Origin of the sequence: Rheinheimera sp. (genome assembly GCF_030824435.1) — a bacterium.
Classification (GTDB): Bacteria; Pseudomonadota; Gammaproteobacteria; order Enterobacterales; family Alteromonadaceae; genus Pararheinheimera.
Map to the genome: position 1 here is coordinate 1 of NZ_JAVBXS010000105.1, position 12,556 is coordinate 12,556.

General features: G+C 48.5%; 8 protein-coding genes and 1 pseudogene. 5 read left to right on the top strand and 4 right to left on the bottom strand.

Annotated elements, in window-relative coordinates:
* The 3 genes and pseudogenes from RCH83_RS17360 to RCH83_RS17370 all read left to right on the top strand — a co-directional run.
* A pseudogene (locus RCH83_RS17360) lies at nucleotides 1-932 on the top strand (ATPase); the annotation flags it as partial.
* Between the two features lie 156 nt (nucleotides 933-1,088).
* A complete protein-coding gene (locus RCH83_RS17365; RefSeq protein WP_306524097.1) occupies nucleotides 1,089-2,828 on the top strand; it encodes an autotransporter assembly complex family protein in 1,740 nt (579 codons plus the stop codon).
* Nucleotides 2,825-6,598 (top strand): translocation/assembly module TamB domain-containing protein, encoded by a 3,774-nt coding sequence (locus RCH83_RS17370; RefSeq protein WP_306524099.1) that lies wholly within the window; start codon nucleotides 2,825-2,827, stop codon nucleotides 6,596-6,598. Before RCH83_RS17365 ends, RCH83_RS17370 begins: the two co-directional genes overlap by 4 nt.
* A 141-nt stretch (nucleotides 6,599-6,739) precedes the next feature.
* On the opposite strand, the gene RCH83_RS17375 is transcribed toward RCH83_RS17370, so the two are convergent.
* Nucleotides 6,740-7,513 carry a methyltransferase domain-containing protein gene (locus RCH83_RS17375; protein WP_306524101.1) on the bottom strand — a complete coding sequence of 258 codons (774 nt, stop codon included), beginning with the start codon at nucleotides 7,511-7,513 and terminating at the stop codon, nucleotides 6,740-6,742.
* A 120-nt stretch (nucleotides 7,514-7,633) separates the two neighbouring features.
* On the opposite strand from RCH83_RS17375, the gene RCH83_RS17380 reads away from it, so the two are divergent.
* Complete coding sequence (locus RCH83_RS17380) at nucleotides 7,634-8,380, top strand: YdcF family protein (RefSeq protein WP_306524103.1); 747 nt, start codon at nucleotides 7,634-7,636, stop codon at nucleotides 8,378-8,380.
* Between the two features lie 14 nt (nucleotides 8,381-8,394).
* On the opposite strand, the gene RCH83_RS17385 is transcribed toward RCH83_RS17380, so the two are convergent.
* Both RCH83_RS17385 and RCH83_RS17390 read right to left on the bottom strand, forming a co-directional pair.
* Nucleotides 8,395-9,180 carry a Nif3-like dinuclear metal center hexameric protein gene (locus RCH83_RS17385; RefSeq protein WP_373689819.1) on the bottom strand — a complete coding sequence of 262 codons (786 nt, stop codon included), beginning with the start codon at nucleotides 9,178-9,180 and terminating at the stop codon, nucleotides 8,395-8,397.
* Nucleotides 9,177-10,433 carry a glycosyltransferase gene (locus RCH83_RS17390; RefSeq protein WP_306524105.1) on the bottom strand — a complete coding sequence of 419 codons (1,257 nt, stop codon included), beginning with the start codon at nucleotides 10,431-10,433 and terminating at the stop codon, nucleotides 9,177-9,179. Before RCH83_RS17390 ends, RCH83_RS17385 begins: the two co-directional genes overlap by 4 nt.
* Nucleotides 10,434-10,564: 131 nt before the next feature.
* Between RCH83_RS17390 and RCH83_RS17395 the strand changes: the two genes are divergently transcribed.
* On the top strand, nucleotides 10,565-11,206 hold the full coding sequence (locus RCH83_RS17395) for a hemolysin III family protein (RefSeq protein WP_306524107.1): 642 nt from the start codon (nucleotides 10,565-10,567) through the stop codon (nucleotides 11,204-11,206).
* 69 nt (nucleotides 11,207-11,275) lie between these two features.
* Here RCH83_RS17395 and RCH83_RS17400 read toward each other — a convergent pair whose 3' ends face one another.
* The gene (locus tag RCH83_RS17400) at nucleotides 11,276-12,517 is read right to left on the bottom strand and encodes a S8 family peptidase (RefSeq protein WP_306524109.1); all 1,242 of its coding nucleotides are present in this window, start codon (nucleotides 12,515-12,517) and stop codon (nucleotides 11,276-11,278) included.
* Nucleotides 12,518-12,556 lie beyond the last annotated feature (39 nt).

Sequence of the window (12,556 nt, forward strand, 5' to 3'; positions counted from 1 at the left end):
TGGATATCAATATTAAAAATACCTATTTGTTTATTTTTAATACCGGCATCAGCAAATTTGAAGCCGAAACTGATGAAGATGCCAAATACCAGAAGCTGATCCAGGCTTTTCACCATCTGGATAAAGAGCGTGAAGCTATTGAACGCCGCGCCAGAGTGGCATTAACCGAAGTGGCGTCAACGCTGAAGGGTTTAAGATCAGACTTAGAACGTCTGCATCGCGAGCTCAATAGTTTTAACCGCGGGATCTGGCGTCATCAGATTTCCAATTTGCAGGATTTTAAAATTGAGATTGTCGACCGCAAACTGCTGGTCGGTCATATCGACACTATCCTGACCACATCGGACGCTTATCAGCAAGGCGATACCCTGGATTTATTAGCACCGGGTGTCACCACAGACGAGCGCGAAATTAACGCTGCCAAAGATTATCTTATTCAGGCCGCCAGCGAAAAATCGGGCCTGACTTTGTCTGATTTATTTGATATCCGCTTTAAAGTGGTCAACCGCGCCGGTGAAGTGGAATATTTTGACAAAATAGATTCAGCCGGCTCCAACGGTACCCGTATTACCATTAAGTTATTGTGTGGCATGTTGTTTATCCGGCAGTTATTGGCTGAACGGGAACGCGGTAAATACCGTATTCCTATTTATATTGACGAAGCGGCCGACATTGACCCGCATAACCAGCAGGCATTGATTGAAACAGCGCTGAATTTTGGTTTTGTGCCAATTTTTGCCTCAGTCAAACCACAAACCAGCTGCCGTTATATAGTGCCTATTCGCACGGTAAAAAATGGCGCACAAAACTGGGTGGATGAAAAAGACTGGATCCTTTGTGAACAAATTGGCAGCACTGAGCCTTTGTTAACTGCTGATAATGCCGATGCTCCGGCAGATAAAACCGAAAACACGGCAGCGCTTGCTGACTAAAAGGTTGTTTTGCAGTGCATGCCGCCAGGAAAGCGCCTGCACTGCTGAAAAATCAGCCAGTTATCTTGTTACTGCTGAACTTTTACCAGCACTTTTACTCAGAACCAGAACGCTGATTGCCTGCCAGCAGCTTTTACTTTTTTTCAGACAAGGAGTTTGGTCATTCGCGGTTTCAGTCAGGGCTCTGTATTTATCTTTTGCCTGCTGTTGTGGCTGTTGTTCACCGCGGCCACTGCTGCTGCAGCCAATCGTATTGAACTGATTGGCGTCACAGGTGAGCGTAAAGAAAACATTGAGCTTTATCTGTCGTCTATTGCTGCAGCAGAAATTAACACTTCGGCCCGTTTTAAAAACCGTGTCAGCCGCGATATTAAAAAAGCGCTCAGAGGCCTGGGGTATTATCAGGTTGTTGTTGATTTTATTGATGAAAAAGACGGCAAAGATTATGTGCTCAAAGCCAAAATTAATGCCAATAAATATGTGTATATTCAAACCAACGATTTACGTATTTATGGTGGTGCCGCCAATGACACCCAGTTTTTGCAACTTTTAAAAAACGCTGCGCCAAAAAAAGGCGAACGTTTGCACCATGGCAAATATGAAAATTATAAAAGCGAGTTAATGAGCCTTGCCAACCGCAAAGGCTTTTTTGACGCCAAATTTATCCGCTCTGAACTTTATGTCAAACCAGGCGACAGGCGCGGCACAGTAAGGCTGTATTTTGATTCTGGCCAAAGGTATAAATTTGGTGACATCAGTTTTCATGGTGCGCAAATAAAAAAAGCCCGCTTAAAGTCGTTATTAAAATTCCGCAAAGGCGACCACTACTCTGCCCGACTGCTTGGCGAGCTAAATCAATCGCTTGCCACCACCAACTGGTTTGGCAGCATTAACCTGGAAGCCGACGTTGAAAACCGGAAAAACGGTGAGTTGCCGCTTCGCATCGAACTGACGCCTGCACTGAAAAACAGTGTGGAGGCCGGTGTCGGTTATGAAACCGACGTACATGGCCGCCTCAAAGCCAAGTGGGAAAAACCCTGGATTAATGACAGAGGCCATAGCCTGGGTGCAGATTTAGCCTTGTCTAATCCGGAGCAAATTCTGGAAACCCGCTACAAAATGCCGCTGCGGGACGTCAATAACGACTATTACCAGTTTGTGCTGGGTTATAAAAACCTCGATAAACTCGACACCGTCAGTCAGGAATTTAACCTGCTGGCCGAGCGCAACTGGCTGCTCAAAAACGGTTGGAACCGTAATGTTTCAATGCGCTGGTTATATGAAGATTATTTACAAGGCACGCAGGCAGCAACCTCTAACCTTTTTATGCCGGGCATTAGTTTTAGTAAGGGCACCAACAGCGGCGGCAGTATGCCGCAGGACGCCGATTATTACCTGATAGCGGCCGAAATTGCCGACCAAAGCTGGGGCTCCGACACCGATTTTATCCGTTTACGCGGCAGAGCCGGCAAAATTGGCAGCTGGAGTGTTGATAAACGCTGGCTGCTGCGCTTTGACGCCGGCACTATTTTGCAGGAAAGCATCGAAAATATTCCGTCTTCATTACGCTTTTTCGCCGGTGGCGATAACAGCCTGCGTGGTTATCAATACCGCACAGTGGCGCCACAAGACGCGCAGGGCCTTTATATTGGCGGTTTGCATATGGCGGTGGCCACTATGGAATATCAACACAGAGTGAAAGGCGACTGGTGGCTGGCGCTTTTTACCGACTACGGCAGTGTCTGGAACAATAACCCTGACTGGCAAAGAGGCGTCGGCGCTGGCATTCGCTGGGCATCGCCGATAGGCCCGGTGCGGCTTGATTTTGCTTTTGGCCTCGACGCCAAACCCGGTACCGACTTTCGCATTCACTTTACCCTTGGGCCTGAATTATGAAGTTCAGCTGGTATCTGCTGAAACGTTTTTTGTTAAGCCTGCTGGCGCTGTTTTTAATCAGTCTGGCGCTGCTTGGCACCAATTTAAGCTTGCAACTCGGTGCCTTGCTGGCCGGTTATTATGTGCCTGCTTTTACCGTTGGCAGCATCAACGGCGACCTGTGGCGTGGTTTTACCCTGCTGGATATTCAGTATCGGGATGAACACAACCAAGTTAATATCCAGAGTTTACAAGCAAGGCTTGACTGGCGCTGTTTCAGCGGCAAATCCTTGTGTCTGGATTATCTGCAGCTTGATGGCGCCAAACTTAAGTTACAACATGCTGCCAAAACCACGGAAAACAACACCAGACTGACGATGCCAGATGCGCCCTTCCCGCTGCATATCAACCGGCTCACAGTGAATAACCTGATACTGCAACAACCTGAGTTGCAGCTGCAACTGAACAAGTTACACACTGCATTAAGCTGGCAACAAGACCAACTGGATTTGGGCGACAGTGTTGTTGATCAGCTGACAGTTCAACTGCCTGCTGCAGCAAAAGCGGTAAAAACAGCAAAAACAAAGGGCTGGCAATTGCCACAGCTACCGGCGCTGCCGGATTTGGCGGCTATAGAATTACCGCTGCAACTGAAGCTTAAAAGTTTAGTGCTCAGTGACATTCAGCTGTTTGCAGGCAAAAAAGCCCTGCTGAAACTGACAACAGCCAACCTGAACGCCAATCTCAGTCATCAGCACTGGCAACTGGCACTGAATGAATTTCACGCCACAGAACCCTTGTTACAAGGGCAAAGCCAGATGGATATCAAACCCAAAGATAAAGCTTCTGTTGATATTCAGTTACAGCTTTTAAAGCAGCCCTGGTTAGTTGAACAACAACTAGACCTCAGCCTGCAAGGGCCGTTGCACACTGTGCTTTTGAACGCCCAGCTCAGTGGTAAACAGCTCAGTGGTGAACAGCAGGCAAGCCTCACTGGCAGTTTAGACCTCAGCAAAAAAGTGCCGGAATTTGATCTGCAGCTGCGCTCTGAAGCACTGCATTATGAAGTTGCTGCCGAAGCCAGTGACAACGCTGAAGTGGCTGCAGAAAACACGCAGCGCAGTTACCGTCTGGCGAACCTGCAGCTTCACCTGCTGGGTTCCACCGCGGAACTGCAGCTCAAAGGTGGCACTCAGTTACAGTTCCCTGATTTACCAGGCAGCCGGCTGGATATAGACGCACGCTATCAGGCAGCCACAGCCCGGGTGCAACTGCAGCAATTCGACCTGCAGACCTTAGGCGGCGCCCTGAAGGCCAAAGCAAGTTTGGATCTGGCCACACAACAACTACAAAGTGAAATAACACTCCAGGAACTGCAACCCGGTTTATTCTGGGCCGATTATCCCGGTATTTTAACGGGCAACCTGACACTGGCTGCCAGTTTGCAGCCAGATGCCATCCGGCTGAACCTGTCGGCAATGCAGCTTAACGGTGATTTACGTGATCTGCCGCTGAAACTGCAAGGCAGCCTGCAGCTGGAACAACATGCTGAGCATTGGTCGGTACAAACACCACAGCTTACGCTGAGTCATGGCCCAAACCAGCTATCGGCAAAGGGTGTGCTCACCGAACAATGGGATCTGCAAATTGCACTACAAATGCCTGATTTATCGCAAAGTGTGGCGCAAAGTGAAGGCCAGTTGCAGGGCCTGATAGCCGTAACAGGTGCGCCAAAAACACCAACCCTGACGCTCAATTTAAGCGGCAATCAGCTGAATTATCAGGACGATTATGCGCTGGCTGGTTTTACCCTGAGCGGCACTCTGGCTGCGCTTGGCGCACAACCTTCTTCTTTATCGCTGAAAGCTCAGGATGGGCAGGCGCCTGGTTTACAACTACAGCAGTTGGATTGGCAGCTGGTTGGCACTTTGTCCGAGCATCAAAGCCATTTGCAAATTGACAGCCATCAGCTGCAAGCCGTGCTGGCCATGACAGGGCAATACCAAAAAGACAGCTGGCTGGCGCACTGGCAGGAAGCCCGTTTTAAATCAGATATGGGCGACTGGCAACTGGACGAACCTATGCAAAGTAACTGGCAACAACAGCAAAAAACGCTGCGGCTTAGCCCTTCGTGCTGGCTGGATAAAGAAGCCAGTCTTTGCATAACGTCAGACCAGCCGTTATCCGCCACCCAAGGTGCTGTTGCCGTGACTGTCAATCAACTTGATTTGGCGTCACTCAGTTTATTGCTGGACCAAAACCAAAGCCTGAGTGGCCGTGTTGATGGCCAGCTCAAACTTGGCTGGTTGCCAAAACAATTACCCACTTTGCTATTACAACTACAAGGCGAAGCCGGTCAGTTTAATTATCAGACCACCAGCTTATTAGAAGTGCCCTGGCAGCAGCTGACCCTAAAGGCAGAACTGCAGAACAACGAACTGCGCTCTGAAATGGCCATTGGTTTTTCAGCACAAAGTGAAGCAAAACTTAAGCTGAAATTACAACAGCTTGATAAAAAAGAAAAAACCATAGATGCCAGATTTCAGCTGCAACAAATGGATCTGGCATTCTTGCGGCCTTTACTCAACGACTACAGCCAGTTTCAGGCGCTGCTTGGCGCCGATGTCAAAGCCACAGGCCAACTGAACAACCCTGAACTTCAGGGTAATATTCAGCTGGAGCAATTAAAACTGACCGGCCGTCAGGCACCTATGGATATTCAAAACGCCAGCCTGAAGCTAACTTTTAACGGTTATCAGGGCCAGTTAGCGGGTGAACTCAACACTCCACAAGGAGGGCTCAGGATGGACGGCAACGCCGACTGGCAAAGCAGCGTCCATTGGTTTGCCAAACTGGCACTCAAAGGAGAAAACGTCAGCGTCAGTTTGCCCAATACCGAGCTGACCTTATCACCGGATTTACATTTTAATGCCGATGCCAGTGGCGGCCGTTTAACTGGCCTGGTGAATATTCCCAAAGGCAAAATTGAAGTGGACGACCTGCCACAAAATGCCACTAAAGTGTCGGATGATGAAATTCTGATCAACACTCAGGATCTGGATTATGTTGCCTCAGAGCGTTGGCGCTTAAGCTCAGATGTACGGGTTGTGCTGGGCGACAATATGCAGCTGGCCGCCTTTGGCCTGAAAACAAAACTTGCCGGCGAATTGCGTGTGCGGCAAAACGGCGCTTTGCCTACGGTGCATGGTCAGGTGACGTTACAAAACGGGACTTTCCGCGCTTATGGTCAGGACTTACAACTGCGTAAAGGCAAACTGAATTTTAATGGCCCTGCTGATCAGCCTTTAATGGCGATTGAAGCTATCCGCAATCCGGAAAAAACCGAAGATGGTGTCATTGCCGGTTTAAGAGTGAATGGCTTATCAGATAATCCGGTGGTGGAAGTGTTTTCCACTCCGGCCAAACCTCAGGCCAATGCTTTGGCTTATTTGTTGATGGGCCGTGATTTAAACAGCAATAGTTCGGATAAAAGTATGACCACCAGCCTGATTGGTATTGGCATAGCCAGCAGCGGCAAATTAGTAGGCCAACTGGGTGAAGTCTTTGGTTTAAAAGAGCTCAGCCTCGACACTGCCGGCAGTGGCACCGACTCAAAAGTAACGGTCAGTGGTTATTTATCGCCAAAGTTACAGGTGAAATATGGTGTGGGGATTTTTAACCAGTTTGGTGAATTTACTTTGCGTTACCGCCTGATGCAAAAGTTGTATCTGGAGGCTGTGCAGAGCGTGAATACTTCAGTGGACTTGTTATATAAAGTGGAGTTTGACTAAAGGTTGTTTGGATAAGCGTAGATTGAATAAACTTTGTTTGAGTACACTTTGTTTGAATAAACAGCGTGCATTTTATGTCGCTGCTGGCCACCGGAACACTGTTGCCCGTCGGGCGGTGTTCCGGCTCCTTGAGTTGTCAGCTCAGAGTGGTTTTTTTAATAACAAATGTTGATAACGGCCCAAAGAAGCATAAGGCTCCACTCTGTTGTATCTGAGTTCTACTTCCAGCAATTTATCAAATTCTGTTTCCTGCTCAGAGCGGTCGCGTAAATAATCATGAAAACAACGCACGCCGGTTTTACTCAACAATTCAAAACCTTGTGTCTGACACCAACCCAACACATCTAAAGGATTCAGCGGATGTTGTGGGCTTAAACTGACCTTTTTTTTGTAAGCTAAATCGCGCAGCACATAGTTAAAATTGCCATACACAATATTGGAAAACCTTTTGGCGTCAACGTTATAAAACATCAGCGACAAGGTGCCGCCAGGTGTAAGCAATTGCCACAGCTGTGTTATCGCCTGTTCAGCATCGGCCAGCCATTCCAGCACTGCATGACAAAGCACCACCGGATATTGGTTATTTTGTGACACGAGCTCAGCAAGCCCGATGTGTTGAATGTTGATTTGTGGCAGTAACCCCTGCTCTTTTGCTTGTTGCTCTGCCATGGCTAACATTTCGGATGACAAATCTGTCAGCAGCACCTGATGGCCCAATGACGCCAGCCACAACGCCAGTTGGCCCTGACCTGCGCCCACATCCAGCACTCTGGTTGGTTGTGCTAACGCGGCACATTCGGATAAATCCCGTTGTAACACCAGCTGGCGCAACCGGCCTTTACTGGTTTGGTAAATATTCTGCTGGAATTTCGCCGCTATGCTGTCAAAATTGCGGTCCGATTTGTTTTTTGTCATGGTGTTATGGAAGTTCCCGTTAAAATTCTGGCATCACCAGCGGTAATTTTTGTGCTGCTGGCTATTTTGCTGCTTATGTTACATCAATTCCGGCCCCGAGCCGCCAAAGGCGGTTGCCTTTTGTTGTTGCTGCTGCTTTGGGGTGCCAGCACCAAACCTTTGGTTGATCAGCTGGCTGCACCGCTGGAGCTGCAATACAAGCTTTTTGACGCTTCGCCAACTCAAATGCGGCTGCAGCATATCTGGGTACTGGGTTGTAACCATCAGGACAGCGACTTTTTACCTTTAACCAGTCAGCTGGAACCCTGCTCTTTGGCCAGAGTCAGCGAAGCTGTAAGGCTTTGGCATCAACAACCACAGGCGTTATTGCATTTCAGTGGTCATATTGAAGGTCGCCAGACTGAGCATACTGAAATGGCCCGCCGTTATGCCGTGGCAATGGGGGTAACTTCAGGGCAAATCCGTTTACATCAACTGCCACACAATACCAGGCAGGAAATTCAGACCTTATTGACAACAGTGGGCAATGAGAACACAGCACTGGTCACTTCAGCCATGCATATGCCAAGGGCAATGCGCTGGGTGCAGTTTTATCACGAGCAGTCTGTTAGCCAGGCTATTGCCGGTGCCCAGCAACAACATAATCCGCTGTTTAAAAACCATCAGATCATGGCTGCCCCTACTGACTTCACCATCAGAAGAACGACACACCAGCTGCAAGCCAGTCATTTTATCCCTTCAGTCACCGCCATCAGTGCTTTGGGTTATGTACATTACGAATATCTGGGGCTGGTATTACAACAGTGGCAAATGAGCCAAACTGAAGCAGAACAAAACAGCATCACCGACTTGCCACAACCTGAATAATCAAAAACAACATGTTAAGCCGGGTTGTGCAGGTCAATAAACTCAACCTCAATGCCTGTTGTGGCCGCCAGCCAGTGCCCCAGCGCTTCAATACCATAACGTTCAGTGGCATGATGGCCAGCCGCAATAAAATGAATACCAAGCTCGTCAGCACTGTGAATGGTTTGTTCTGACACTTCACCACTGAGAAATAAATCAGCGCCGGCAGCAAAAGCCACATCGATATAACCCTGACCACCACCACTACACCAGGCCAGCGTTTTAATGGCATCACCACCAGCCGCATGCAACAGTGGCTGACGTTGTAATAAAGTACCAACAACAGCGGCCCAGTCGGCAGCGTTACGTTGTTGCAAGGCTGCAGGCACATCCCCCAGCATCACTACACCAAGGGGTTCAACTGTGGTCAGAGGCCGCACATTTTCCAAAGCAAACAACTGACCCAGTCTGGCGTTGTTGCCAAGCTCGGGTTGTACATCTAACGGCAAATGGTAAGCCAGCAGGTTGATATCGTGTGTTAGCAATGTTTGTAAACGGCGTTTTTTCATGCCGGTAATTTCGTAACTTTCACCTTTCCAAAAATAACCATGATGCACCAGAATGGCATCGGCCCCAGCCTCAACTGCGGCATCGAGCAGTTTTTGTGAAGCGGTAACCCCGGTCACCACTTTACTGATTTGGTTTTTGCCTTCCACCTGCAAACCGTTTGGGCAATAGTCTTTGATGCGACTGGCAGTTAACTTCTCTTCCAGCAATTGTTGCAACTCCGCCCTGCTGATGGTTTTTTTATGCTGATTCATTCTGCCTCCGATAACTGTTGTTCAAGTGCTGCCAGCCTGGTTTTGGCTTCTATCCACTGCCCCATAAATTTGCTGCTGCGGTATTGTTGTTGTCTGAGCATTAAACCGAAAAAAAGCTGGGATCTGTGACTGCTAAGCTGCGCTCTGGCAGCTTCAAGTTGTTGCCAGATCGCGGGTTCTAACTTATTTTTGCTAAACTTTTGCGCCAGAATGGCAAACCCTTGTTGTTGGGCACAACGCCATTGTTGTTCGTCCTGATAAAGCACGCAGGCAGCATCGGCAATGCCCTGATTGCCATCCGCCACTAAACCTGCAAATTGCCCATCCAGACACATGCCTTCACTGCCAATAGCGGTGGTGACACTGGGCGTACCATTTTGCATAGCGTCAATCAATTTGCCTTTAAGACCAGCACCAAAAGGCAAAGGCGCCAGACAAACCCGGGCCGATTGCATCACAGCGGCGGCATCATCAGCCCAGCCTTTCATCAAAAAACCTTGTTTGGCATTGTGCAGCGCTGTGGCCTTGGGTGGTGGATAAGCCCCATAAATATGCAGTTCGGCTTTGGGTAATTGAGTGCGGATCAAAGGCCAGATCTGTTGCAACCAAAGCACTGCCTGCCAGTTGGGTTCATGGCGAAAATTACCAATAAATATAAAATGTTGTCTGTCGGCAAAGTCTGGTAAAACTGCAGCTTCGCCGCTGTATTCCTGTAAAAAGGGGCAATAAACCAGCTGGCTGGCCGGCACCTGAAAGGTCTGCTGCAACAAAGTCATTTCAAATTCAGAAATAGTCAGGGTTAAATCACAACGCAAAATAGCGGCAATTTCCCGTATTGCCAGTTCTGAATACAAATCTGTGGTTTGCAGCGGGCGTTTTTCTTTAAAAGCTTGCTGACGGGCCGCCCTTAAACAATGCAAGTCTTCGCTGTCGAGTACCCGCAGCGCTTGTGGACAGGCCGCTTCCACCCGCCAGCCAAACTGCTCTTCGAGCATAAAGCGGTCAAATAACACCACATCAGGCTGTAAACCGGCTATCCACTGGTCAAAACTGCTGCAATTGAGGTGAATCGTCTGTTCGCTGATGCCAAGTTTGGTTAAATCCACCCGATGCGGGCCCCGTTCAGCGGCACTGGCAAACACAATCTGCCAGCCCTGTGCCCGGTATAATTCAAGCAAACTCAACATACGCCAACCGGCGGCAGATGAAGTTGGCTCAGGCCAGACATAACCCAGCACCACTAATAAAGACATCATAACCTCCAAAAAATCGCCGTCATTGTAACTGTGATGTACTGATGCCGCCAAACCTTAAAAGTCCGGTTTGCAGACTGTCATATGAATAGTGGTATGATGAGTCCAGTTTTTTAGTTGTTGGACCTGTTATGACCAAAGTGAAGGCCGATTATCATCCCACCGAAGAGTTGCTGCATTGTATCAGTCACGCCCTGGCGGCCTTGTTAAGCCTGGTGGGTTGCCTGTTGTTGCTGGAAAAAAGTCTGCAAAGCAGTGACTGGCAAGTGACCCTGGCAGCGCTGGCTTTTGGTATCAGCTTATTTTTATTGTATCTGTGTTCCAGCTTGTATCACGGTAGTAGCCATCCACAGCGAAAAGCCCTGTGGCGCAAACTGGATCACGCTGCTATTTACCTGCTGATAGCCGGCAGTTATACGCCATTTACCCTTATAAGCATGCGTGACAGCTGGGGGTTCTGGTTATTGGCTGTGGTGTGGGCTATTGCTTTTGCCGGTATTATTCTGGAATTTGCCGCCCATCTGAAGTTTAAAAAAACCAGTCTGGTGCTGTACCTGTTGATGGGCTGGCTGGCGCTGATTGCCATTAACCCCATGTTGACCCATGTACCGGCGGCCGGTTTATGGTGGTTGCTTGCCGGCGGTTTATGTTATTCCTTTGGGGTAATTTTTTATTTATGGCATGCACTGAAGTTTCACCACGTCATTTGGCATCTGTGGGTGGTGGCAGGTAGCACTTGTCATTTTATTTCTGTGTATTATTTTGTGCTTTAGCAAAGCAGCTATAGTTTTCAGACAAAAAAACGCCCCCAAAATGGGGCGTTTTTTATCCTTCAGAACAATTTAACAGCGGTTGATATTCAGATAATCTACTGCTGCTTTGGCCCGCACTATACCCCAGCCGTATTGGGTATCACGACCTGCTGTGCCGCGATCTTCAGCCGTTGCATTGAGTGCAGCACGAATTTTAGCCGCGCTGCAGTTACGGTGTTGGCTCCAGACCAAAGCAGCAACACCTGCTACATGAGGCGATGCCATGGAGGTGCCGCTTAAGCTGCTGTAAGTACTGTTTTTATAGGTAGAGTTGACACTAACACCAGGGCCTGAAATTTCGACCTGACTGTTGTATTGTGAAAAACTGGCACGCACTTTACTGCTGTTTACTGCAGCCACTGACATCACAGCACTGTATGAGGCTGGGTAAGAAAATGCACTGGTACCAGCGTTACCTGCAGCCGCCACCAACAACATGCCACCGTTATAAAAGTTGGTCATGGCAGTGTTTTCAGTCGTACTTGAACTGCTGCCACCCAAACTCATATTCACCACAGAAGCACCGGCGTTTTTACAGCTTTGAATAGCCTGGATCAGGTTAGACGCTGTAGTCCAGTTGCCAGAGTCGTTAAAAATCTTCACGATATGCAAGCCCAGTTTGGCTGAACGATTCACCCCGACCACCCCAATGTTGTTGCCACCAATAGCGGCAATAGTGCCGGCAACATGGGTACCATGGCCGTTGCCGTCTGTGCTCCAGCTGCCGTGACCGCTAAAGGCATAACCTGTCACGCCACTGCTTGGTAAATCCGGGTGACCATAGTTATAACCAGTGTCGATAATACAAGCTTTGATATTGGTCGTCAGCGCGTCGCTGACCTGAGGCGCCTGCACCATGGTGATGCCATAAGGCACAGATTCAGCAAGTAAATAACGTTTTGGATCTTCTTCAACATAAGCAACAGAAGGGTTGTTTTTTAAAGCTTCCAGCTGCTGTGCATTCAGTTTTGCCACACTGACATTAAAAGCATCCAGGTGATTGGCTTCCTGCACCTGAACCTGACGTAACAATGTCATGGCACCTTTGCGGGAGAATTTTTGTTTGCGCTCACCCGCTGACAAATAGCTGTCAGCCTGTGGCCCCAACGCCTGAATGGTTGAACCAGCTTTAAACTTAATCATGTATTGTTTTTCTTCACCGCTTAACGGCATAAATTCGTCTGTTTCACTGGCGATGGCCTGTTGAACAGAGACAGCAAGCAGGCTGGCGGTAAACAAAACCGGCAGCATTTTTTGGATTGGTTGCATCATCATAGTGCCTTTAAATAGTTGATTTATAGTTGTTATGCC

Bases quoted from the DNA above. Each gene is read 5' to 3' on its own strand.
- RCH83_RS17375 (WP_306524101.1), bottom strand. From the start codon at position 7,513: ATGACAAAAAACAAATCGGACCGCAATTTTGACAGCATAGCGGCGAAA.
- RCH83_RS17395 (WP_306524107.1), top strand. From the start codon at position 10,565: ATGACCAAAGTGAAGGCCGATTATCATCCCACCGAAGAGTTGCTGCAT.
- RCH83_RS17400 (WP_306524109.1), bottom strand. From the start codon at position 12,517: ATGATGCAACCAATCCAAAAAATGCTGCCGGTTTTGTTTACCGCCAGC.
- RCH83_RS17385 (WP_373689819.1), bottom strand. From the start codon at position 9,180: ATGAATCAGCATAAAAAAACCATCAGCAGGGCGGAGTTGCAACAATTG.
- RCH83_RS17370 (WP_306524099.1), top strand. From the start codon at position 2,825: ATGAAGTTCAGCTGGTATCTGCTGAAACGTTTTTTGTTAAGCCTGCTG.
- RCH83_RS17390 (WP_306524105.1), bottom strand. From the start codon at position 10,433: ATGTCTTTATTAGTGGTGCTGGGTTATGTCTGGCCTGAGCCAACTTCA.